Source organism: Alteromonas sp. ABH2_165, from assembly GCF_056159945.1.
In genome coordinates this window covers 152,178-176,511 of record NZ_JBSWWF010000003.1, presented here as the reverse complement: position 1 = coordinate 176,511, position 24,334 = coordinate 152,178, and the positions used below count along the sequence as shown (strand labels likewise).

18 protein-coding genes and 1 other RNA gene are annotated in these 24,334 nt (G+C 46.9%); 11 read left to right on the top strand and 8 right to left on the bottom strand.

All coding sequences use genetic code 11. The features are described from left to right. Window positions 1-109: 109 nt before the first annotated feature. From ACXAFQ_RS08080 to ACXAFQ_RS08065, 4 genes are all read left to right on the top strand, one after another. Window positions 110-2,179: a hypothetical protein gene (locus ACXAFQ_RS08080; protein WP_474819728.1), complete on the top strand. Its 2,070-nt coding sequence runs from the start codon at window positions 110-112 to the stop codon at window positions 2,177-2,179. Window positions 2,180-2,366: 187 nt separating this feature from the next. Beyond that, window positions 2,367-2,724, top strand: a transfer-messenger RNA (tmRNA) gene (gene ssrA, locus ACXAFQ_RS08075). 227 nt (window positions 2,725-2,951) lie between these two features. Next, window positions 2,952-4,532 carry a replication endonuclease gene (locus ACXAFQ_RS08070; protein WP_474819724.1) on the top strand — a complete coding sequence of 527 codons (1,581 nt, stop codon included), beginning with the start codon at window positions 2,952-2,954 and terminating at the stop codon, window positions 4,530-4,532. Window positions 4,533-4,567: 35 nt separating this feature from the next. After that, on the top strand, window positions 4,568-4,981 hold the full coding sequence (locus ACXAFQ_RS08065) for a hypothetical protein (RefSeq protein ID WP_474819720.1): 414 nt from the start codon (window positions 4,568-4,570) through the stop codon (window positions 4,979-4,981). Window positions 4,982-5,018: 37 nt separating this feature from the next. On the opposite strand, the gene ACXAFQ_RS08060 is transcribed toward ACXAFQ_RS08065, so the two are convergent. Next, window positions 5,019-5,957 (bottom strand): hypothetical protein, encoded by a 939-nt coding sequence (locus tag ACXAFQ_RS08060; protein WP_474819716.1) that lies wholly within the window; start codon window positions 5,955-5,957, stop codon window positions 5,019-5,021. A gap of 92 nt (window positions 5,958-6,049) precedes the next feature. On the opposite strand from ACXAFQ_RS08060, the gene ACXAFQ_RS08055 reads away from it, so the two are divergent. The 4 genes from ACXAFQ_RS08055 (at window position 6,050) to ACXAFQ_RS08040 (ending at window position 9,597) form a co-directional block, all read left to right on the top strand. After that, entirely contained in the window at window positions 6,050-6,232 is a 183-nt protein-coding gene (locus ACXAFQ_RS08055) for an excisionase (RefSeq protein ID WP_070126182.1), read from the top strand. Continuing rightward, window positions 6,229-7,299: a tyrosine-type recombinase/integrase gene (locus ACXAFQ_RS08050; protein WP_474819709.1), complete on the top strand. Its 1,071-nt coding sequence runs from the start codon at window positions 6,229-6,231 to the stop codon at window positions 7,297-7,299. Before ACXAFQ_RS08055 ends, ACXAFQ_RS08050 begins: the two co-directional genes overlap by 4 nt. Before the next feature lie 113 nt (window positions 7,300-7,412). Further along, window positions 7,413-7,847, top strand: coding sequence for a hypothetical protein (locus ACXAFQ_RS08045; protein ID WP_474819705.1), 435 nt, complete (start codon window positions 7,413-7,415; stop codon window positions 7,845-7,847). A gap of 313 nt (window positions 7,848-8,160) precedes the next feature. Then, entirely contained in the window at window positions 8,161-9,597 is a 1,437-nt protein-coding gene (locus ACXAFQ_RS08040) for a hypothetical protein (RefSeq protein WP_474819701.1), read from the top strand. A gap of 135 nt (window positions 9,598-9,732) precedes the next feature. Here ACXAFQ_RS08040 and ACXAFQ_RS08035 read toward each other — a convergent pair whose 3' ends face one another. The 3 genes from ACXAFQ_RS08035 to ACXAFQ_RS08025 are packed head-to-tail and all read right to left on the bottom strand — an operon-like array spanning window position 9,733 to window position 12,423. Continuing rightward, complete coding sequence (locus ACXAFQ_RS08035; protein ID WP_474819697.1) at window positions 9,733-11,646, bottom strand: DNA/RNA helicase domain-containing protein; 1,914 nt, start codon at window positions 11,644-11,646, stop codon at window positions 9,733-9,735. 49 nt (window positions 11,647-11,695) lie between these two features. Then, the gene (locus ACXAFQ_RS08030; RefSeq protein ID WP_474819693.1) at window positions 11,696-11,899 is read right to left on the bottom strand and encodes a hypothetical protein; all 204 of its coding nucleotides are present in this window, start codon (window positions 11,897-11,899) and stop codon (window positions 11,696-11,698) included. A gap of 59 nt (window positions 11,900-11,958) precedes the next feature. Beyond that, window positions 11,959-12,423: an EVE domain-containing protein gene (locus tag ACXAFQ_RS08025; protein WP_474819689.1), complete on the bottom strand. Its 465-nt coding sequence runs from the start codon at window positions 12,421-12,423 to the stop codon at window positions 11,959-11,961. Window positions 12,424-12,596: 173 nt separating this feature from the next. On the opposite strand from ACXAFQ_RS08025, the gene ACXAFQ_RS08020 reads away from it, so the two are divergent. Both ACXAFQ_RS08020 and ACXAFQ_RS08015 read left to right on the top strand, forming a co-directional pair. Continuing rightward, entirely contained in the window at window positions 12,597-13,049 is a 453-nt protein-coding gene (locus ACXAFQ_RS08020) for a hypothetical protein (RefSeq protein WP_474819686.1), read from the top strand. 171 nt (window positions 13,050-13,220) lie between these two features. Beyond that, complete coding sequence (locus tag ACXAFQ_RS08015) at window positions 13,221-15,539, top strand: YgiQ family radical SAM protein (protein WP_474819684.1); 2,319 nt, start codon at window positions 13,221-13,223, stop codon at window positions 15,537-15,539. 59 nt (window positions 15,540-15,598) lie between these two features. Here ACXAFQ_RS08015 and ACXAFQ_RS08010 read toward each other — a convergent pair whose 3' ends face one another. From ACXAFQ_RS08010 to ACXAFQ_RS08000, 3 genes are read right to left on the bottom strand one after another with little or no spacing between them, the layout of a single operon-like run. Then, a complete protein-coding gene (locus ACXAFQ_RS08010; RefSeq protein ID WP_474819682.1) occupies window positions 15,599-18,655 on the bottom strand; it encodes an efflux RND transporter permease subunit in 3,057 nt (1,018 codons plus the stop codon). Then, entirely contained in the window at window positions 18,652-19,749 is a 1,098-nt protein-coding gene (locus ACXAFQ_RS08005) for an efflux RND transporter periplasmic adaptor subunit (protein WP_474819677.1), read from the bottom strand. The genes ACXAFQ_RS08010 and ACXAFQ_RS08005 overlap by 4 nt, the downstream gene beginning before the upstream one ends. Then, the gene (locus tag ACXAFQ_RS08000; RefSeq protein WP_474819674.1) at window positions 19,746-20,303 is read right to left on the bottom strand and encodes a TetR/AcrR family transcriptional regulator; all 558 of its coding nucleotides are present in this window, start codon (window positions 20,301-20,303) and stop codon (window positions 19,746-19,748) included. The genes ACXAFQ_RS08005 and ACXAFQ_RS08000 overlap by 4 nt, the downstream gene beginning before the upstream one ends. Before the next feature lie 143 nt (window positions 20,304-20,446). Between ACXAFQ_RS08000 and ACXAFQ_RS07995 the strand changes: the two genes are divergently transcribed. Further along, window positions 20,447-20,965 (top strand): hypothetical protein, encoded by a 519-nt coding sequence (locus tag ACXAFQ_RS07995; protein ID WP_474819670.1) that lies wholly within the window; start codon window positions 20,447-20,449, stop codon window positions 20,963-20,965. Between the two features lie 106 nt (window positions 20,966-21,071). Here ACXAFQ_RS07995 and ACXAFQ_RS07990 read toward each other — a convergent pair whose 3' ends face one another. Continuing rightward, window positions 21,072-23,765, bottom strand: a complete 2,694-nt coding sequence (locus tag ACXAFQ_RS07990) for a TonB-dependent receptor (protein WP_474819667.1) — start codon at window positions 23,763-23,765, stop codon at window positions 21,072-21,074. Window positions 23,766-24,334: the final 569 nt, after the last annotated feature.

Genomic DNA, 24,334 nt, shown 5'->3' with positions numbered 1-24,334 from the left:
ATATTTATATTTTTTGCATCCAGATAGATCTGTCAGTCGTTTGGCTTCATGTACGGACGCAGAAAAGTAGGCGCGTCTTTGAATATGCATGTCACAAATGGAGACAACAATGCTGAATACACAGACGAAAAACGCACCATTTAAATATTCTCTTTTAGCCAGTTTACTCGCCGTTTCACTTGCGGGCTGCAGCGGCAGCGATGGCGATGATGGCATGGACGGCGTTGACGGCATGGATGGCTCTGACGGTCAGGACGGTACGCCAGCACTTACCACAGGCACTTTTATCCGCGCAAATAACGGCGATGACAATCGCGGCACTGTTGATTGGATCAATCAGGATGGTGAAACGCTGAGCAGTTTTGAAACCGGCGCAAACGAGGGTGTCGTGCTGTCGAGTTCAGGCACGCTTTATCAGGCTGGAGACAGCGGCGAACCCATGCTCGGCGCGTTTTGCCGTATCGCAGGTCGTGAAGACGGTATGATGATGTCGTCTATTGATTCTCAAATTATGGGCGCGAACACTGGTCTGACAAATCCAAAAGGGATTGCCCTGGCTGATGACAGCGGCATGATTTATGTGGCCGACTTTAATGCTATGCGTATCGCCGTTTTTGGTAGCGCAGCCGCAGGCGACGTAATGCCCGTGGCAGAAGTTATGCTGCCAGCTCAACCGTGGGACGTAGCCGTCGATGAGGATGCTGACCGCATGTATGTTGCTCTGACCGACGGTACTATCGCAGTGTATGACAATGTGATGGGTTCTGATTTTGCGCCATCAGTCATGCGCATTATTGTACCTTCAGATGCTAATGGCGACCAAATCTCAATAAACAGCCACGGCATTGTGTACGACGCCGATTCTGACCGTTTGGTAGTCTCCGATGTGGGTGATGCGAGCGTTGCTGATGATGGACAGATTTTTGTTATTAACGATGCCTCAACGGCAGATGGCGCGGTAGAGCCTGCACGCACCATTGCAGGCCCTTCTACCATGCTGGGTAACCCGGTTGATATTATCCTTTCTGGCACTACCCTTCGAGTGGCAGAAAAGTCTAACGATGCGATTTTAGTTTATACCGAAATATTTAGCGGCGAGAGTGGCGACATCGCGCCCACACTTTCAACTGCATCAGTAAAACCAGAATCCCTGGTAGAGATGAAAGCGATGCCTGACCTGATGGACTTCTCTGACATGGCACTGGCAGAAAGCACCATTGGCGGCATTAGTGTAAGCAGCAACCCAGCTACCGAAGGCGACAGTACCGGTATGATTGCACAGTTCGATGCCCCGCTGGGCAATCAAACAGCCATGTTTGATGCCAGCATGAGCATTGAAAGCGTAGCTTATTCAGTAAATGGTGATGGTTTTGTTACTTATGACGATACCGACACGGCGATGGGCGGATTATTGGTTGTGAACCGTTTAGCTTCTATGCGCGATGACGGCATGTTCAGTGTGTCGCAAGACCGTGAAATCATGGGCGATATGACCGGCCTGATTGCGCCTAAAGGGTTGGACGTAAACAGTGAGCACAATTTAGTGTTTGTCGCCGACTTTAATGAGACAACGCCAGCCGTTCGCGTGTTCTCAGGGTGTGCTGCAGGTAACGTAATGCCACTTATGACCCTTACCGCCTCTGACGGCGCCCGCCCATGGGACGTAGACTATGACGCAGAAACGGACCGCGCCTTCTTAGCCTTAACCAACGGAACCGTGGCGGTATTTGACGAAGTGACACGCAAGCTAATGAGCGGCACCAGCGAAATTGTTGGCGAAGACCGCTTAATCGTACCAGCAATGAATGACACTGCCATCGCGGCACCCACTAACATACACGGTATTGACTACGATGCCGAAAGTGATGCGCTGGTACTTTCCGATGTGGGCAGTGCCGACAGTGCAACTGACGGTAAATTGTATGTCTTGCCTGATGCGGGTATGGCAGAGGGAATCACCAACATGACGGTGAACATTGCAGGCCCAATGAGTATGCTGGGTAACCCGGTAGACATCATGGTAAGCAACGGTAACGTGTATGTGGCCGAAAAATCGAATGGCATGATCTTGCGCTTTGACGACATCATGAATGCCGCCAGTGGCGATGTAACGCCCGATTACAGCGTAACTTTTACCGCACCAGAATCGGTAGCCGTGCTCCCTGCTTATTTGTGGTAACAACGCCACAGTAAATCAAAACTCAGACCGGCAAAATGCCGGTCTTTTACCTATCGTAAACTTTTTGAGCAAACAGACGTACAAAAGGTGAAATAATTTGTGGCGTACACTTGAATAAGTTAGACTCCACCCAATATTCAATAACATGTTTTAAGGTTATTGAATAACCTGGAAACAGGCGATCGCCGGGGCTGATTAGGATTCGACAGGATCTAGGAAGCTGGAGGTGCATGCAGAGGAGCGGTTTGCCTCTTAAAAAGCCGCATTTAAATAGTCGCAAACGACGAAAACTACGCACTAGCCGCTTAATAACCGGTATAGGCCCTTCCACCTAAGCTCTGTCTGCTAGCCAGGATTTTGGAAGGTCATATAAGTAGACTAGCGAGGGAAACTCTCCTGAGGTTGAACCGCGAAATAGTATCAGGACAGCTACCAGGAACCCTGTTTGTCGGGGTCCAAAGTAGTTAAATAAAAGACAAACTAAGCATGTAGTACCAAAGGTAGACATTTTCTGGACGCGGGTTCAAATCCCGCCAGCTCCACCAATTCCAGATGCGGTCTAGAACACTCTAGACCGCTCTACCCCCCTAAATACGCTGGCTCCAGCGAACCACTCCAAAATCAACAAGCGTTCTCGAATGGTCTGAATAGGGCTACAGAGTGTCGCGAATCTGTACTTCCATGTCGCGAATCTGTCACTTCGCCCGACGAACTGACGCGCGGAATCGGTACACGTGAATGCCACCTGTTCCGAAAACGCATCTTCGACAAGATGCCGCCTATCGCCTACGATGTGGCGCACAAATATCTCAAAATCAGTGAACAGTTTAGCTACGTTGAAGCCAACCGCTTTTTATCCCGACTGGATAAGGAACTGGAAGTGGCTGATCTCAACCTTTCCAAAGATATCGCCGAATTAAAAAACTTTGCCAAACAGAAAGCCGCAGAATGCATGCGGGATACCGCACACATGTCGACTGGCGTGGCTTTCCGGTTCTGTGTCGGCAAGTTCAGCCGCTATGGTTTTACCATCCCTGATGACATGTCGCAGACCGAAGCCCTTTCTTTGCTACGTTCCGACAAGTTCTGGTTTAAGAAGCTGAAAACACTCGCCACTCAAAAGATGGAAGAAGTCCGTCGACAGTTAGATTTAGTGAATCAGGCGAAAAGCACCTATTGCAGCCAAGACAGGCTACGCCAGCACCAGTGGGAAAAAGAGCAAGCCCATGCCTTTATGGAAAATAAGTGGTTCTGTAGTGCAGATGGTGAGTTTATTTCCATGCTTGATGCATACAATTCCAATGTCTCAAACCCGAAGATCAGACGCGCAGAACTCATGGTCAGGATTAAAGGCACTGAGGAATTTTCAAAATTACAAGGCGATTGCGGCTGGTTCTACACTCTGACTACCCCCTCCAAGTTTCACTCCCACTACAAGTCAGGTAAAGCTAACCCGAAATATCAGAAGCTAACCGTCAAAGATGCCAGTGATTATTTAAATACCCAGTGGCAGAAAGCACGGGCGCAGTTCGACAGAGAAGAGATCAATGTGTATGGCTTGCGGGTCGTTGAACCCCACCATGATGGCACACCACACTGGCACTTAATGCTGTTCATGCCACCGGAGAAAGCTTCACGGGTAACTGAAATATTGCGTCACTATGCAATGGAGCATGACGGTGATGAAGCTGGCGCAAAAGAAAGCCGCTTCAAAGCAGAAGAGATCCGTGAGGAAAAAGGCTCGGCACAAGACTATATCGCCAAATACATCTGCAAGAATATCGACGGTGAATATCTCGATACTGACAAGTACGGCAACGATGCAAAAGTTGCCGCATCGAGAATCACGGCTTGGGCTTCACTCTACAAAATCAGACAATTTCAGTTCTTCGGCCTGCCCTCTGTTTCGCTCTGGCGGCAACTTCGCAAAGTCGACGGTTCGATTAAAGATTTTGAGTTAGACCAACTTAGGCAGGCTGCGGATTCATCTGATTGGCTAGCCTACTTACTGATGATGGGTGGCACCAATAAGCGCAAGGTAGAACGCCCCTTCGCCCTCGAATACGAAAAGCAGGTGAAAGCCATGTTTGAGGATATTTCTCCCGACCTGCTTTCAAAACACGCTTATAACAGCAAACCCAAAACCATCCTTTCTATATCGGCCAGACACCCGCTAGCGGATAAAGGCTGGTTGCTTTTATCGTCACCCGCAGAACAAGTCGGCAACGCGCCCGTCCCACGGGACGGACGCGAGGTCGACGCAGGCTCTGGGGGTCACCGAAAGCGATTGGGAGGGGACCCGCCTTGGCGGGGAGGGTTCCCAATAGCTGTAGGTAATCTTGGACTTGTGTAAATAACTGTACTGAACATCTAATAAAGAGAAAAACAATGAACGAACCACTTAGCATTCAATGTAACTGCGGCAGCGGATTACCTCTCAAAGATTGCTGTTTATTCAAAAATCGTAGACCTGAACCAAATGATGTTCTCGGAGAACCGGACTATACCGGCGTGACCATATACTACGGTTTTAAAAGAAAGTACCTCAAAGCATCCCCTTTCAATTTGGACTTTGACCGGCAGTCTTGTTGTCAGGTTCTACAAGCGAATATGTATCTGGCAAACCTTCATAACCAGATGTTGCAGTTCAGAATGTTACAGCCTGGCGATTGGTTTGTGATGGGGAGGCAAGATGGACAGATGAAATTCAGTTTCAAATATTCATCTGCCGAAGATGCCATGTCAGTCGCAAAAGAAAAGTTTGCTGCTGAGCGCTTCTTACAACCTCCTGAATTTATATAATCAACGGCTCTTTAAAAACTGGTAGCAAAGGGCTTCCTTAATCTCTGAGGAAGCGTCCTTTTTTGAGTACATGGTCAAACGTGTATACATGTTCACTGGGTGCTATTGCACACTTACCAACATATCTACCGTGAAACTCCCTGCTCTTTTCGATGATAATTTTGTCACCACAAAGGGGGCATTTCGCTTCATAAGTTACAGCCAGAATTTTCAAGCTCTGCTGTTCCTTACCGGAATCTCTTGCAAGCGTAAAAAGACTGTTAGCCTGTAGCGGTACCATGAATGAAGGGATCTGTGTTAATCCTTTAGTGCTAAGCTCACTTAACCGCATCATCAGATAACCAGCGATAGCAGCAATGCTCAAAGCAATTATCGCCATAGCTGCCGAAACTGAACCCGAAAACACTCTAGAGAGCGAATAAACACCCAACCAGCCCAAAAGTATACCGATTGCCACAACACAGAATACTCCCCAAACTGTGACCTTAATCTCCATAAGCGGTTTTACCCACCAATAAGGTTTAGGTAGCTTCGTTGCCACATACTCAACCGAATTGTTACTTTGTTCACTGGTCGACTCATCTACTTGTCGACATGTTTTCAAGTAAAATAGTGTACGCTTTCCCCCTGTCGACACATCGACTGTGAGGAATAATGGCTGACAGTTTTCGGACACCAAAAACTGATTAAGTTCTGAGTTAACAGATAGCTTGTCGTTTGAAATATCGTCCAGATATTTCCTAACCGTTCTGGATGCCTTATCGGTATCGCCCTCCCCCCAGACAGCGGCATAGATATCAGCGTAATAGAAGTAAATATCCCTTACTGATATTTCATCATTGATGAATTCAAGAGACTTGATGATTATCGCATGAAGCACTTCCTCGGCTTTACCCTGCTGGTTTAGCTTTTCATTTAGAAACTTATCAGCTAATTGCAGGGATTCTTTAAGCTCTTGAATATCCTGACTAATCACTTCCCTTGCTACCCGTCATATACCCGTAAGGTGCCTGTTTTAGCAGACCTTTTCAGACCATGCTAGCCCCGTCTTAATACGGAGGTACACAAATGAACACAATGGTTACTACTGAAAAGCTTTCTGAACTAACTGGCTACACGAAAGGCGCGATCCACATGAAAGTAAAGAAAGGCGTGTGGACGCGAAACGAACATTATTTCAAAGCACCGGACGGCAAACTGATATTCGTTGTCGAGATGGTTTACCAATGGTTTAAGGAGAACAGCAAGTGAGTGTTAAAGCAGTTAAAGGCGGCTACGTTATCGACTTTACTCTGGGGCATCAGCGTTACAGGGAAACCATTCCTGCCCCACAGAATAAAGCCGCGTTAAAACGGATAGAAGAACAAGAAGCTGTTTACAAGTTTGCAATCAGTATGAACGACAAATCTATTGCTGACCGTTTCCCGAACAGCAAAATAATTCAGAAAGCCTTCGATACAGGATGCAATTACACCATAGACGATTATTCAAGCATCTGGTTCAAGCAAAAACAGCGCAACTGGTCACATACAACGATTCGCGGATACTCGCAGAAGTATAATACCTATATCAAACCGAATTGGGGGCATCTGCTTTTGACAGAGTTTAAGGCCAGTATGTTTGATGAATGGGCATCAGAAAGCCTTTTATCTGGAAAATCTATAAATGAAACTCGAAATGTCCTCGGTCAAATATTCAAATGTGCTTATTTTAATGACGTTATCGCAAGAAATCCCACTGAGCGGATTCAACGCTTTAAACAAGCTAACTCCGAACCGAGACCCTTCAATTACGATGAAATATCAAGAATTCTCGACCGACTTGAACCACCATATAACCATTTCTATAACATTGCGATATTCACAGGTTTAAGAGTCGGGGAATTGTTAGGCCTAAGGTGGGAAGATGTAGATTTGGAGAGGCGTGTTGCTCACATCAGGGTAAATATCACTGGAGGCAAGGAAAAAGAACCTAAAACTCCAGGAAGCCTGAGGACAGTTGATCTGCATGAAAGCACTGTTAATTCGTTAAAATTTTTAGAATCTAGTTCATACACAGACACATCCAGAGTATTTATTGATCAAAAGACAAAGAAAGACTACAAAAATGCCGATGGGTTGAGAAAATATATTTGGAAGCCAGCATTAGCTGCAGCCAATGTAGATTACAGATATCCATACCAGTGCAGGCATACTTATGCATCCATGATGCTATCAAATGGCGAAAATCCAATGTGGGTCGCTAAACAAATGGGGCACGCTGACTGGGGTATGATTCGGAAAATCTATGGGCGCTGGATCGATCAATCTAAAAAATAAAAATCATATAAAAACAGTACCTTATAAATTATCATGACTTTTCTGATCAATCCATATTGATCAGATCGATCTATCATGTATACTTGACATATCTGCAATAGAAAGGAGCAGTCATGAAGTATAACGAACTTATAAATAAGCTGGAGGTGCTCCACGCAAACGGAATTCTTAAATTCCAAACAACTCGCACTCGAATTACTGCGATTAAGAAAATTTTCGAAATGCTGCCTGAGCTTCGTGATGAAGATGTACTTTCTCTCAATATAGATATGGTTCAAGAACGTTTCTTAAACGAATACAAAGATGAGGTCTCTTTACCGACAATCGCGACATACGTTAGTAGATTAAGATCTTCAATTGCAGCTGTGAATAAATCGAAATCACTGGGATTAGACAGTGAAGCAGGCTCAATAAAAAAAGCAATAATGCCGAATATTGAAGTTGTATTAAGGCAGGATTTTAAAGTTTCGATCAGCGGATTGCCCGCAGATCTTACAGAATCAGATGTGGATAAGCTTTCTAAAGTATTAAGAGCTTACTGTATCTGATGTAAAGAAGAGAGTGGCGCACCAATGAGTGCCACCACTTGGCTTTCTTGATTTTGGCGAATCGAGTGAAAGATAGCAAATAACCTTTCAAAAGCCAAGTTATAAACCTTCATTGGTAAGTGAGGTGGATATGCTTGCAAAAGAAAGCTCCGAATGGGTTTAAGTGGATTCACACCCGTTATAGAAAGGTTAAAAATTCAGAACGGAAGTTAGATGCTCATGAATACGGCTACAAATGCTGGTCATTTTTAGTCAGAGCCAAATAAATTGTTTAAGACAGGGAAGTCTTTCTTTCACTATTAAGAGGTACTCTATGAGAGTCTCAGAAGTATTTAGTTTAAACAGAAACCAAGCTCATCTCGACTTTGTCGATGTAAGACTGGACACCGACATACCGCTATTTATCGATCCAATCGCAATTAAAAATTTATCGACGACTTGGGGACGAGAACTTTCCTCCACGGTGCAGCATTTTTTTAACACTGTACTTAAACACATTAAAGCAGGCAATCACGATGCTGCGAAAAATATACTATCGAGCTTAAATGAAAGGAATGAATTTCATTTAGGCTACTCTCAAGGACCATCGCGAGGTCATGCTTTTGGGTCTGTCTCTGCAGTTTCTGTTTGGGAAACACTATCAAAGAGTAAAGCTGCAAGGTCTGGGTTATTAAAGGATATTGAAGATACAGCTCTAATTATTCCTGGTATCGGTAAAGATATGATTTCTGATGCACTTTGCAACATATTGCGTGGTCCTCTTATTAAATACACGCAAAATATGTGTAAGTATTATGGAATTCCGTTGACTCCAGAGATCCCATCAGGTCCTGTATGGAATATTCTTACTGAAAATTGGAAACAAAGCCTGATCCCTCTTCCCTTCTCAGAAGAGTACGGGCCAGTAATATTTGTGCCAAAATTAATAGTCAGGCAGGACTATAATTTCAGTTCAAATTCTTATTATCGACATTACATTTTGCCTGTTATGCAACGTGAACATATACAGGCAAATTCCTCGCTTGTGAAGTTTCTTAAAGATGGTTCTCCCAAAGTGACCAAAAAAAGTCTTATGGAAAAATATGGTGCAGACAAACTTGCAGTTGCAGAACAGACCGAATTGCATCCTAATATTCTAAAGCAGTACAAAGATGAAGTAAATTTAACACCTTCATCAGTGTGCACAGAGACAACTTTAGCCGAGTTAGAGGGCGGAAATCTCCCTTCTATAACTGACCTAGTGGATGAGTTAGTAAAAATACCTGCAGGGAGGCAATACTATTCAGAGTATGAGGACAAGGTAGAGAAGGTTCTTACTCACCTTTTCAATCCACACCTAACCTTTCCTATGCGAGAGGTAAAAATACACAATGGGCGTAAACGAATTGATATCCAATATACTAACGAAGCTCGCTCTGGATTTTTCGCATTTCTATCACAGCACTATTTTTGTCCGCTTATCCATGTTGAATGTAAAAATTATGGTAAAGAAATAGGTAACCCCGAAATTGACCAATTAGCTGGAAGGTTTTCACCAAATAGGGGCAAAGTAGGTATTCTATTGTGTCGGTCGGTTGCAGATAAAAAAAACCTACTAGAGAGGTGCAAAGACACTGTTCATGACAATAGAGGTTATATCATAGTAATTGACGACAGTGATTTAATACAGCTTGCAAAAGAATATACAAAAGATAGTATTTACAGATCGTTCCCACTGCTGAAGAAAAAATGGGATCAACTTGTTTCATAAATTGCAAATGTTAACTAAGACATTGAAATGAATGAAAAAGCTTGGGGTTCAAATCCCGCCAGCTCCACCAATTCAAAGTCAAAGACGTCCTAGGGCGTCTTTTTCTTTATCTGCAGAAATAACCACTCAACAAAATCACTGCTTTTCCAACAATACCATGCCGCAGGTAAGTAAGAATTCAAACGTCTCATTGTCATCGCATTTAATGATTAAGCCGTTTCTACCGCGGCTAAGCAGCACGCGGTAGCTGCCATAGGTATAGTGATCGTGCTCGCGGCGATGCCGCTGTTGTTGAGAGAGTGAGAGTTGGCCGTTTCGAAAAACGAGGTCGTTCCCCCAGTTGAGCAAGGCGAGAGAAAGTTCGAGCCCTTGGCTCGCAAATTCAGTGCAGGCTGAATTTAGCTGACAGCATGAGTGTTTGGACGTCGGTGGTTCCACATACCAGGGGCCAACCAGGTTTGCATCTTTTGCTTTAACCTCCGGGAGAAATTTGCCGCCTTTGCTCGACATCAGCCATCCCATTCGGAATGCATCTGATTTTATATTGTCTTGATGCAGAACTTGCATATGTTCACGAGCAAAGGTTTCTGCATCTAATCGGCTTTTTGTGAGCTTGAGTGGGTAATCCAAGATAAGCGAATGCGCTACCGCCTTAGCTTGCGACGCATTGCCGTTTAGCACAGCCTCAATCCAACGATCGAGATCTTCTGTGTAAGCCTGACGAATTGGCGTTTTTAAGTTGAAAACGTCTCTTTCACAGACCTGCACCTTTTTTAAATGGTGCGCATTAAGATTCGGTACGATGGCGGTAATTGTATCTTGATGCCGGTAAAGCGCGTCATCCAGTGCTGACAACAGGTTTTCCAGCGACATTTCATTTTGATGGATAGCCTGGCCATCGCCCACCAGCAGCACGAGTACACCGAATTCTTTGGTTGCTAACCAATCACAAAAAAGGTGAAGCTCTGATTCCGCATTGTCATCACGGCTATTCACTTTTTCCCAGGCACGCTGGGCTTCGTCGAACACCACAAAATTCTCTTCAATTTCGGTCCGCCGCGGGTGTTGTTTCAATCGTTTTTTAAAGTTAATTAACCCCTGAATGAGCGCGCGACCATCAAGGGGCGTGTCCTTTTTTGCATGCTTACCATGAAAATCTAAGGTGTATTGCAGCACCTGCACTAAAGGTCCATTACCGGAAAGGAAAAGGGGTTTGCAACACTCGGCTCCATACGTGTTAATCAAGTCGGCAACGGCACTTATACCTAAGAGGGTTTTCCCTGCCCCGGGTCTGCCGTGTACCACTACCACGTACCGTTTGCGGTGCTCCTTTGCATGTTCGTAAAGCTGCTTTAATTTATCCCTCGCCTCTTCAATATTTCTACCCGCATTGGTTTTTAAGGTTGGCAGGGTTTCGTTGAAGAACACTTGGACTGTGCCATGCAATATACTGGGCTGGCGGTAGAAGTCGCCTTTTTGCCATTGATGTATATCGTAGGCGTCATGGGGTTCACGAAGCGCGCTAGTCAATGCATCAGATAGCACAGGTAAAAACCCGTTTTCGGCTATATCACACACGACTTGCTGGTTTTGGAACCGAGTGGCATCTGGTATGGTCAACGCTAAAAAACAATGTCCTTTTAACCCAATAGACTCGCTGTGAAAGCGAAGCATGGTATTGAGATCATACTGAGCTCGCCATATCTCATGCTCGCTCGCTGAAGATTTATGTTTAAATTCAACAACGAACAAATCACCCGTAGGTAGAACAAGGTTTACGTCTGCAGCACGCTTGCCTCCTTCACCCACCAGCTCCTGCTCAAATGAAATCCATGCCTTATCAGGAGCAAAACCGCACGCTTCGCAAACATGCGTTAGCGTGCGTTTCATTACGTGGTGCTCTGTCTGCCACGCTTTTCGCTGAGACTCCCCGAGGGTTTCTGTCCAAGACAAGCTGGAATGAAAGCGAACAAGCTGCTCTAAAAAAGCCCTTTCATCCACATCGAAAAATGCTTTCCATGTGCCACACCATCCCGTTGAAGATTCCATTCTTTGCATCCTATTTATTTGCGCTCATCCATTCGCGCAGTGCCACTATTTACTTATTTTCTTGATCAGTTGAAACGCCATCTTTCTTGTCAGCATCCCCTTTGTCTGAACCGTACACCACCATGTAATAAAGAATAAGCATGACAGTGACGAATACCACCACAATAATCATTCCGATATAAGTCGTACCCGTGGCTGCAAAAGAAGGCGCAGCGATTAACATCAGTAAGATGAATAAAATACTATTTTTCATTACCACATCCAGTCGATTTAGTTTCGAACGTTACATACGTACCGAGATTTGATTATGCCCTAGCCTTTCGCCGCCTGATACAAGGCATCCCATTCTTCAGGCTGAACCGGCATAATGGACAGTCGGTGCCCTTTTTTCACCACGCCGAGTTCGGTGATTTCGGGCATGGTTTTAATTTTTGCCAATGGCAGCACACGTTTAAATTTTTCCACAAAGGTGACGTTCACGCACACCCAACGCGGTTTGTCGGGCGATGCCTTGGGGTCGAAATACTTACTTTCCGGATTAAACTGGCTGGGATCGGCGTAAGCAGCTTGGGTAATTTCAGCTACACCTGCAATACCCACGTCTTTGCAACTCGAATGATAGAAAAATATCTTGTCGCCCACTTTCACCTCGTCTCGCATGAAATTACGCGCCTGATAATTGCGTACCCCGTCCCAAGGTTCTGTCTGCTCTGGCCGGGCAGCAAGATCATCAATGCCGAACGCGTCAGGCTCAGATTTAAATAGCCAATAAGCCATAATTTTTTCTCTCTTGTGTTTCTTATCGCGATGTTACCACAGAAGCGCCAACGGCGGCTAAACCCTACGTCAATTGCGCCTTTGCAAAGCTTTACGTAATCCTGACAGTAGCCGGAATGTGGGTTGCTACCTTTACGGTGTGTCAATAGAGGCACCACAACCGGAGCAAAGCTATGGAAATCTCATCCTTTAACAGTGCAATGCAAAGCACTTCGATTAATAACCTGTCGGGTACCAATGGCATTAACCGTCAGCCGCCACCGCCGCCCCCTCAAGATGAACTGTCTGAATTCATGGGGGAATCTGGAGACAGCGAAGAAGTAAAAGCGTTTATGGAAAGCATTATGGAGATGGAAGCATCCGGCGAATTCGATGCAGCCACTCTCGCCGCGTCGGCGCCGGCTTCCATGCAAGCGTTTGCCGAAGAAAACGGTGTTGATTTGGCTGAATTTTTACAGCAGAAACATGAACAGTTTCAGTCGATGAAATCGAATACCTCACAGCCTCCGCTTCGCCCCGCTGAAGCCCCCGCCGATACCTACGCCAATACGGCAAAAATGGGCGCAGCAAGCAGCCAGTTGTCTGATCAGCTCACCGCGAGCATTGGCATTAATACTCAGGCATAAGCGTTTTGCCGTTGTATGCTGTTCTCGCCGATGTTGCCCACCACCGACAGTGTTTGCCGCTTTTACGGCAATAGCGTGCCCAACCGCGGCACGCTTTTTTAGTTTTAACTATCCGCGCCCCCGTTGGAACTGTTATAATTCCCCTTTTTACGTCGTCATCGGTTGATTGTCATGCAAGCTACCATCAAGGCTGATCGGGGCCTTTTCTCTTATCCAAAATATTGGGCGCAATGTTACGGCACTGCGCCTTTTTTACCCATGTCCAGGGAGGAGATGGATGAGCTTGGCTGGGACAGCTGCGATGTCATATTGGTGACGGGCGATGCCTATGTGGATCACCCAAGTTTTGGCATGGCCGTCATAGGCCGGGTTCTAGAAGCCCACGGTTTCCGTGTAGGCATTATTTCTCAGCCTGACTGGACCAACAAAAACGACTTCATGAAGCTGGGCAAACCGAACCTTTATTTCGGTGTGACGGCCGGCAACATGGACTCCATGATTAACCGTTATACGGCAGACAAAAAGTTACGTCACGACGATGCGTACACGCCCGGCAACGTGGGCGGCAAGCGCCCTGACCGCGCGGTAACCGTGTATTCTCAGCGCTGTCGTGAAGCTTTTAAAGGCGTGCCAGTTATTGTAGGTGGCATTGAAGCTAGCCTGCGCCGTATTGCTCACTACGACTACTGGTCGGAAAAGGTGCGCCGTTCGGTATTGTTCGACTCTAAAGCCGACATGCTGTTTTTCGGTAACGCCGAACGTCCACTGGTTGAAGTTACCCTCCGATTGGCAGCAGGTGAAGACATTACCGACATCCGTGATGTTCGCGGCACCGCGGTTATTGTGAAAGAAGCCTTACCTGAATGGCAAGGTGTGGATTCCACGTCGCTAGATCGCCCAGGCAAAATCGATCCTATTCACTCGCCCTATCAGGAATTACCTGAGTGTGACAAAGAAGATAAAACGTCTTCTGAAGTACCAGAGGCGAAACCCATTGTTATTCAACCGGTAGAACGCAGAAAGCCCTGGGAACACGTGTATGTGAAACTGCCTGCCTATGAAGTGGTAAAGGACAACAAGGTACTTTACGCCCACACTTCACGCATTCTGCACCAGGAAGTAAACCCAGGTTGTGCCCGCGCGTTAATGCAGCGTCACGGCGACCGCCATATTTGGATAAACCCACCGGCCATGCCGCTGGAAACCGATGAAATGGACGCGGTTTTCGATTTGTCGTATCAGCGTGTGCCTCACCCGGTTTACGGTGACGCTAAAATTCCGGCTTACGACATGATTCGTTTCTCGATAAATATCATGCGTGGCTGTTATGGCGGCTGCACGTTCTGCTCGATTACAGAACATGAAGGCCGCATCATTCAGAGCCGTTCCGAAGATTCAATCATTCGTGAAATTGAAGAAATCCGCGATAAAGTCCCCGGATTTACGGGTGTGATTTCCGACCTTGGTGGCCCTACGGCAAACATGTATCGTTTGCGCTGTAAAAGCGCGAAAGCGGAAGCAACCTGTCGCCGTCCTTCCTGTGTGTACCCGTCAATTTGTGCGCACATGGATACCGATCACAAACCCACTATCGATTTATATCGCCGTGCACGGGAACTGCCTGGCGTGAAGAAAGTGCTGATAGCCTCAGGTGTACGTTACGATTTGGCCGTGGAAGATCCGGAATACGTAAAAGAACTGGCACTGCACCACGTTGGCGGCTACCTGAAAATTGCCCCTGAGCACACTGAAGATGGCCCGCTGAGTAAGATGATGAAGCCGGGCATGGGCAGCTACTATCGCTTTAAAGAGTTATTCGATAAGTACTCAGAAGAAGCCGGTAAGAAGCAGTATCTGATCCCCTATTTTATTGCGTCTCATCCTGGTACCACCGACGAAGACATGTTGAATCTGGCGATTTGGCTGAAAGAGAACCGCTTTAAGTTAGATCAGGTGCAAAACTTCTACCCGTCGCCGATGGCAACGGCCACTACCATGTACCATTCGGGTGTGAACTCGCTGCGTAAGGTGAACAAAGACAGCGAAGACGTGCCGTCGGCCAAAGGTGAAATTCACCGCCGTCTGCACAAAGCTATGTTGCGTTATCATGATCCAAAGAACTTTGCGCAGATCCGCGAAGCCTTGCGCAAAATGGGCCGCGAAGACTTGATTGGTCGTGGTCCACAGCATCTGGTTCCGCCTGAAACGGCAGATGAGAAACGCCAGAAAGCGAAGAAAGGCCGTGGCGGTGAACGGGCACTGACAAAGCACACGGGTTTGCCGCCGAAAGGTTTTCGCGACAGCAAAGGAAAAGGTAAAAAGCCTTCCTCAGGCAGTAACGGAACACGGGCAAACGGCAACGGCGAAGGTCGTCAGAACCGTAACGGCAATCGTAATGGAAACAACAATGGTAGCAGCAATGGTAAAAAGGTAACCGCCGGTGGCGGAAAGCCGGGAAGACCAGGAAAATCGCGTTCCCGCCAGCAATAACACTGGGGTATAAACGTGGATAAACGGCCGTGATGATTTACTTCATCACGGCCGTTTTTTTATGCCCTTTTTTCTGCTGGTTCAGACTTACTACTGAAAAACAATTCGTACAGAACAGGTACCGCCACCAGCGTGAGTAAGGTGGCAAAAGTCAATCCCGCCATAATCGTTACTGCCATACTGGCAAAGAATGCATCCCACAGCAGCGGGATCATACCGAGTACGGTAGTTAACACGGCAAGCATAACTGGTCGTACACGACTGAGACTTGCGCCTACGATCACTTCACGAATAGGGCCGCCCTTTTTTCTGCGCAAATCGGCTTCATCCACCAGCACGATGGCATTTTTTATCAGCATACCAGACAGACTCAGCAAACCGAGCAGTGCAGTAAAGCTAAAGGGTAATCCGGTAAGAATAAGGCCCGCGCTTACGCCACAAATGGCCATGGGCACAATGAACCAGATAAGCAGCGCCTGACGAACCGCGTTAAACAGCAGCACGGTGATCAAAATCATACACAGAAAGCTTACCGGCAATTGTTGCCCAAGTGCGGCTTGTGCATCACGAGAACTTTCGTACTCACCGCCCCACTCCAGTTCATATCCCGCGGGCATATCCAGCTCAGCAAGCGCCTGCGCCAATTGTTTACGACCTTCTTCCGCAGTAAAGCCATCGGCTGGTTCCGCCAACACTGATAAGGTTCGCACTCTGTTTCGACGTTTAATAACGCCGTTGTGGGCTTCTACATCAAACGACTTAATCACCTGTGTGATGGGAATAAAATCTTGCTGCACCTCGCTCCAAATCAAACGGTCTTTCAGCCATTGCATACTTTGACGCTCTGACACGGGCGGACGAATAACCACGGGGATTTGTTGCTCATCTTCACGATACACGCCAACGGTTTTACCCACGGTGGCGAACTCAGTCGCATCAGCGATATCAGTACGAGACAAACCGACAATTTTGGCTTTTTGTTCATCCACAACCGGGTACACTGTAAATTCGCGCTGACGCCAGTCCTGACGAATATCAGTTACCGATGGGGTCGAACGCATGATGTCTTCTGCTTTAGCTGCTAATTCGCGTAAGATTTCATCGTCGCTGCCTTTAAAGCGTGCTTCAATTTTCGCGCCCGTTGCAGGTCCGAAGAACAACCGTTGAGTGAAAACTTCAGCCTGCGGATGTTGTTGGCGAATGTCTTCGTTTAACCGCTGCATTACAGCCGGAATTTCGTCTCTATTATGAGTACGTACAATGAGCTGACCAAACGCAGGATTGGGTAATTCCGGCGAATAAGTCAACATGAAGCGACTTGCCCCCATCCCAATAAAGCTCGATACGTTCACGACTTCATCTTGCGCCAGTACTTGCTTTTCAATAGCAGCGATATCGGCTTCTGTCGCCCGAATATCACTGCCCTGAGGTAAGGTATAATTGATATAAAAGATAGGCGTATTAGATGGTGGGAAGAACGACTGCTTCACTAACCCGAAGCCAACAACACTAAGCCCTGTCAGCATAACCAGCAACAAAACGGTGAGTTTGGGGAACCGCAGTGCCGAGCCTAACAGGCCACGATAAAAACGGTAGCCGGTTGAGTTATACATCTCACCATTGTCACCGTTTGTTGCTTGCTTAAAGAAATAGTGGCCTAACAGCGGCGTGACGGTAACGGCCAGAATCCAACTTAGCAACAACGAAATACAGATAACGGCAAATAACGAGAACATGAAATCGCCGGTTGTATCTTGCGACAACCCAATACCTGCAAAGGCAAGGATACCGATGACCGTGGCCGCCAGCAGAGGGTACTGCGTTTGCTGTGCGGCATCTTCTGCCGCTTCCGTAGACGCCTGGCCTTTTTGCATATTCAGCAGCATGGATTCGGCGATCACGATGGCGTTGTCTACCAGCATGCCCATGGCAATTATTAATGCGCCTAAGGATATTCGCTCCATTTGAATTTCAAAAATCCACATGAGGAGCACAGTGCCAAGTACCGTCAACAACAAGGTACTGCCCACCACTACGCCTACACGCCAGCCCATCACTAAAAGCAATACCGCGACAACAATGGCAACAGACGCTGCAAGGTTCACCAAAAAGTCGCTGATTGCGGTATCGACCACAATATGCTGCTCGTAAATGGGCATAATATCCACGCCCAACGGCAGCGTTTCACGAAGTTCAGTCAGGTGGTCTTCTACTGCATGACCAATATCCACAATGTTTTGATCGCTTCGTCCGGCAATGGCCAGTGTGAACGCCTCTTGGCCATTATGACGCACAACCTGAGAAGGCGTTTCAGACTCTACCCGGTACACCCGGGCAATATCGCCAACATGCAGCTGTTCTGTGGTGCCAGGCACACCAAATTTCAGTTTACGGATTGTTTCTTCAGAATCGTCACCGGCAGGAATGACCAAGCGCACCCGACGCTCTCCCAGACGCATGCTCCCCGCATTGGCAATGGCGCTTTCGGTTTGAAAAACCTGCGCAATGCTCGACATAGAAATGCCCAGACTCGCCAGTTTTTCCTGCGACACTTCAACATAAATGGTTTCTTCTGGCACACCCGCAAGCTGAGCCTGCGTGACACCAGGCACAGTCAGAATTTCTCTGCGCAATCGCGTTGCCAATTGCTGCTTCTCGCGGTTGCTGTAGCCTTCAGCCACCACCGCATAGAACATGCCGTACACATCACCGAAGTCGTCATTCACTACCGGCGAGTTAGCGCCCGAAGGCAACCGCATGGCAGCAGCACTGACTTTACGGCGCAATTCGTCCCAGGCTTGCGGCAAGTTGTCAGAGTTAAAATCGTCGCGGATTTCTACCGTTATTTGTGATTGGCCGGGCAACGAGCGCGACGTAATATCGCCCAGCGTCGCCAACTGCTGAATCGTTGATTCCAGCGGTTCTGTCACCTCCTGTTCAACTTCCTCTGCGGTGGCCCCGGGGTAGTTTGTGGTAACAATGGCGGTTTTCACCGCAAATGCCGGATCTTCCAGTTTGCCAATATTAATCACGCCAAGTACGCCGCCAACCAGGCAGATGACCATTAGCAACCAGACGGTTACGGGATTGTTTATTGAGTAAGTGGCAATTCTCATAGCGCGTTGTTCCGGTTAGTAAACTCACGCACCGACATACCGTCTTTCAAACTGCCAACACCTGCTGCTACCAGTTTGGTTTGCGGCTGAAGGCCACTGACGATTTGCACCTGATCATCACGCATGATGCCCACTTCAACAGGTTGGTAATGAACCGTGTCATTTTCTATTAGCCAAACCGCAAAGGGTGCATTTCCCGAAGAATCGACTGCCGACAATGGTACCCAGAAACCTGCGGGCCCAACCGGATTGGCAACCACAATGCGTGCGGTGAGTGCCATACCCGGCAGTAAATCCATGGAATCCAGTCGAGGGAGTTTAAATGTCACCTGATAGGTTTGGGTGGCGGCATTGATTTCCGTTTTGTGTTCCAGATAACTTAAAGTAACTGGCTTGTCGTTTTCATTGGTGATCAGTTCGCCGTTCTCATCTTCGAGAAAAGCCTGGTATACCGGGTTTTCTTCAACGGCATAACGCATCAATTGTTCCGGTACATTCACATGAACCCGCAAATAATTAATATTCTGTACCCGCAACACCGACTGGTTAGGCTGCACATAGGAAAACTTCTCAACCAGACGATTGGTGATCAACGCATCGAAAGGGGCATGTAATTCGGTGTACTCAATGTTCAATCGGGCATTTTCCACCGCCAACTCGGCATTTTCATAGGCGGTTTCCAGCCCATCAAAATCGCTCTGACTAATATATTTGTCTTGCTGCAGTTGCTTGCCACGCTCAAAATCAGACTTTGCCTTGCGGAAGCTGGCTTCAGCCTGTTTAAGCGATAATTCGTAATCCTGCGGTTCCAGTGCGGCCAGCAAATCTCCTTTCGGGATCACAACGCCCTGACGCTCAGCTAAACGGTTGATGCGGCCAGCAACCTGAAAAGATAAATCAACCGTGCTTAATGCATCGACCCGGGCAACAAAATGGCGTACAACGGTTTGATCGTTGGCACTTACTGTAAATGTTTGTACCAGAGGTGGCTGCTTTTGCTGCTCGCCTTGTTTGTCATCGCTGCAAGCGCTTAGTGCAACAAGTGCTGTAAGCATTACTGTCATTAAACGATTAATGCTGATCCGGTTTTTCATTGTTTTGCTTCCTCTAAGGCAACCGCTTTTGCTATCAGTTTTTGACGAATGGCAATTCGCTCTGTTTCATCAAACGGACTGATTTCCATTAATTCTTGAAAGCTTAGACCATCTGCTGCTAGCCAAAGTAAGGTGCTCTCATCAATGGCATCCTGGCTTTCAATTTCTTGTTTCTTACACTTCATCAGTTCCTGCATGGGTTTTAGCAGGTCTGGATTTTCTACCGCGGCAACCAGCAGAATTTTTGCCTGATACATGGCAATCTTTTCGTGATGGCGCTGCCTGCTACGCAATAATGTGGTGATGGCTAACCCGTCATCATGCTGTTGCTGTGTTTCTTCTGTGTCTGTCATCAACAGTGAAATCATAGCTTCGACCATGCCCGCCAAAAGCGCATCTTTATTTTTAAAATGATGCATCAGGCCACCTTTGCTCATACCACACTGCTTAGCCACGTTATCTAACGTCAGTTGTTTCGGGCCTCGCTCTAAAGCAATTTGTGTTGCAGCATCGAGAATTCGCTTTCTTGATGAATCTGATTTTGATTGCGACATGCGCACTCCACTAAAATTACAAACCAACCGGTCGGTTTTTATAGTAAATTGCTGCCGCTGTCAAATAGAGATCTGCATTTAACGCTACAGATCAGTAAATGTGAGATTACAAACAGGTGTGATTCACAAACCAGGGCGGATTCGTGTATTCTTGCTGTTTACTGTTTTATCTGAATTTCTTCGCGGCTATGATTGCAACCACGCAACGGCAATTAGTTAATATAGACATTCTGCTCTCAGACATCGAAATGCTTGAGCATGATGCCTATGCCTCACCTGAGCACATTCGGCTTTTAAGTAGTCTTGAGAAAGCACTGGCTGTGTTAAATGAAAAAGCGGAATACGAAACCGTTGCCTCTTTTCACAACGCGGTAAAAAGCGCCGGGCTAGAACACACGTTTAAAGACAAAATTCTGATCGGTATTTATCAGCGTTTAATTAGCTATGTGCTGGAATACTGGGATGCGCAAACCAAAATTCACGGCATTCTGGATGATTATTTTGATACCCATTCAGAGAAGCGCCTGCATCTACTGCAAACCAAATCTACCCGGGCAAAAACACAGTTCAAAACGGTGGCGATGGCCATGGGACAAAAAGACTACGAGCACTTTATTGCGTTACTGGGTTTACATCATGAAGACTGGGTATGGCGGAGTTAAGCGCGGGAAAAGCGTGATACTCACCACTTCATTGGTAACCAACGAAAAAACCCGGAGCACCGTGAAAAACCTAATGCCACCGGGTTGCCAAAAACTAATCCGTTAATTACAGCGTGTATCTCGCGCCTAAGAAGAACTGTCGGCCTGTGTGATTGTATTCACGCATGAGATTCAGCGAACCGTCACCAGTTGTGAATAAACGCTCATATTCATCGGTCAGGTTAATAACCTCAAAGGTTAACGTCAGTTCATCATTCACGTTATAGAATGAAGAGAAATCTACCTGGGTTGGGCCCGTGGTACCATGCTCCGCATTACCGTTGCTGCCGGTGAAGTCGGTCAGATAATCATCGCGCTTGTTCACTGATACACGTGCGCCATAGACGTCTGTCTCGTAGTAAAGCGTAAAGTTATAAGACGTTTCACTCATCCCTTCTACGTTATCCGCATTCACATGGGTGTAGTTTGAAACAACCCCCATATTTTTCAGTAGGCCAGGCAGGAAATTAAATGGCTGCTGGTAAATTAACTCGAAACCACTGATGCTGCGATCTTCCGCGTTAATTGGGCTACTGTGCTCGTACGGAATAGTACGAGGGTCTAGCGCGATGACCGGGTCGAACTGCGGGTCGTTATCGATAAATCCATAATAGGCGCTATCAACCAGACGCTCTTCTGATGAGCGAACAATCCAGTTCTCGATATCTTTATAGAACACGGTTGCTGCGAACAGCGCTTCGTCATCAAAGTACCATTCCACACCAAAGTCTACGTTGCTCGACGTGAACGGGTCGAGGAATGGGTTACCTACGCTTACTGAACCGTTGGTGTAATCGAATGAAGGATTACCTGGGTTCAGCGAGTTCAGGCCCGGTCTGGTCATTGACTGAGTAAGTCCAAGACGAACAATCAGTTCATCATTCACTTCCAGCGCCAGGTTAACGGCTGGCAGGAAGTTATTGTACTCGTTTTCAATTTCTACCGTTTCGCCCTGAATAAAGCCTTCGGAAGTCGTGGTTGTTTTCACATAGCGAACACCGTAATTGGTGCGCAGGTACATATCAGCGATGTCGTAGCCAGCGTTCATTTCAACATAAGCGGCGGTGGTCTGTTCGCCCACCTGCCAGCTTTGCGCAGTACGTGGCGACCAGTTAACAGTAAGCAGTTGGTCGCTGATTGCGCCAAAGTCGGCTACCAGGAACGGCTCAAGCGGGCCATCGAAACCACTGCCGTAGTCATCAACAGGCATCATGTGAGCAAAGCCAACGGCTGAGTCTTGATCAGGGAAACCGTTAATTTGTTCTTCGCTGTAAGACACAACTCGGTCGTTATAGGCCAAGCCGGCTTTAACGGTTACGTCGTCAGCAAGGAAAGTTGCATCAAGTTTAACGGTGTCGTTTTCACGCAGTACATCTGTAGCACGTAAGCGTCCGTCGCTTAAATTGTAGTTCGCCGGGTCGTTGATATCGTAACCATAGGTGACGGTTGGCGCATTCGCATTGTTGCTGAAGTCGAAACCAAAACTGGTGTCTTCAAGCAGAGTCATGTTGTAACGATACTGTTCTGAGCGAGCATCCGACTCAGCCGTACCTGCCATCATATCCAGTTGAATGTTATCGCTCACAAACCATTTACCAGACAATACAAACTGGCTGAACACGGTGGATGATTCTTGCAGACGGCTTTCTATACGAGAGCGGATACCGTCGTAGCTTCCGGCCACCACTTGTTGTCCATTTGGATGCACAGTAATCGCGGTTGGGGTAATTTCACTGAAGGTACTACGGAACATGTGGAAGAAGTTATACATTGTCCGCGTGTTTTCCAGTTTGGAAACCAAGCCATCGAGGGTTAGCGTTAGATCATCGTTTGGTGCCCACTGCAGTGAGCCTGTGAAACCTGTACGCTCTTGATCGTTACCGAAATAATCCGGGCGCGGAAGACGTGGTGTCCATAAGCAGTTTACGGGATCAACCGCCTCATCATTATATTGACAATCGCCCACATCCGGTGAGCCTGTCACTACGGTATTAGACGTGTCTGCAAAAATACCGCCGCCATCGCGAACCGGTGTGGTCCAGCGCACAGTACCGTAACCTTCTTGTCTCACTGTTCGCTCAGAAAATGCAGCTGAAAACAGCACGCCCACTTTATCGTCTGCAAAGCGATTGCTCACCATAAATGCAGCACGCGGGTCAACTTCATCAGCAATATTGTTATAGCCACCTTGCAGCGACGACACAAACTTGAAGCCATCGTAATCAAACGGTTTCGCAGAATACATGTCTACTGTACCTGCAATACCGCCCTCTTCCATGGAAGCGGTGGGAGACTTTTGGATGTCTACCCGGTTAAACAATTCAGATGCGAAGATATTAAAGTCGAAGCCACGACCGCCATTAACACCACCGCCGGAATCGGTGCCGTCTGTACTTGCAGGTACTTCCATGCCATTTAGTGTGGTGCGGGTAAATGATGGGCTCAGGCCACGTAAGGTGATTTGGCGACCTTCCCCTCCTTCACGGGAAATAGCAACACCGGGAACACGTTGCAGAGACTCGGCAATGTTCAGATCAGGAAATTTACCAATATCCTGAGCAACGATAGATTCTTTACTGTTTACCGACGTACGCTTTTCCATCAGAGATTTGTTCAGTGAGCCTCTGAAGCCGGAAACCTCTATCACTTCCATATCATCTGCACCAGTGGTCTGGTTTTCTGACACCTCTTGGGCGTGAAGTTGAGCGCCGGAAAGCGCGAGTGTTACAAGTGCTGCGAGTTGCTTTTTCTTAGGGTACATTGTTGTTTCTCCGTTTTTATCCGGAAAAGCCTGTTTGTTGAAGGTCGGAGATATGTCAATTTGATATCTTCTTCTCACCTTGTGCTTTTCCAAGGTTCTGACGTCGCTTCTTTGGCTACTGATTAACGATAAAGGGCGTACGTTGACCAGCTGCTATGTTAAAAAGCGATTCAGTAGGCTGTGCTTCGCCTGTTTGTTATTACTTTGACCTGCGACCTATTTATCGCCGGCACTTTTCAGAACATGCTTCGTTGTTACAGCTTGCTGATGAAGTAACAAATCGCACCTTCTTCAACGCCAACCACTACAAACATTTAGTTAACATTGAGTTTACACACTACCCAAATTGTCCATCGGTGGCAAACAATTTTTTCGTTATTTTAACAATTAAATCAAGGGAAAAATCAGGTTAGCTCGGGGTGCAAAGATCCCTACCTAGGCAGAAAACGGCAGGTATTCCGTGGATTTATTATTTTATTACTGGCGGCGAGCTTCATCATTTGAATGTGATCAAGGCGCATTCAAAATGAAAAACTGCCACCGGTAGCAATAACAACTAAATTTATTTA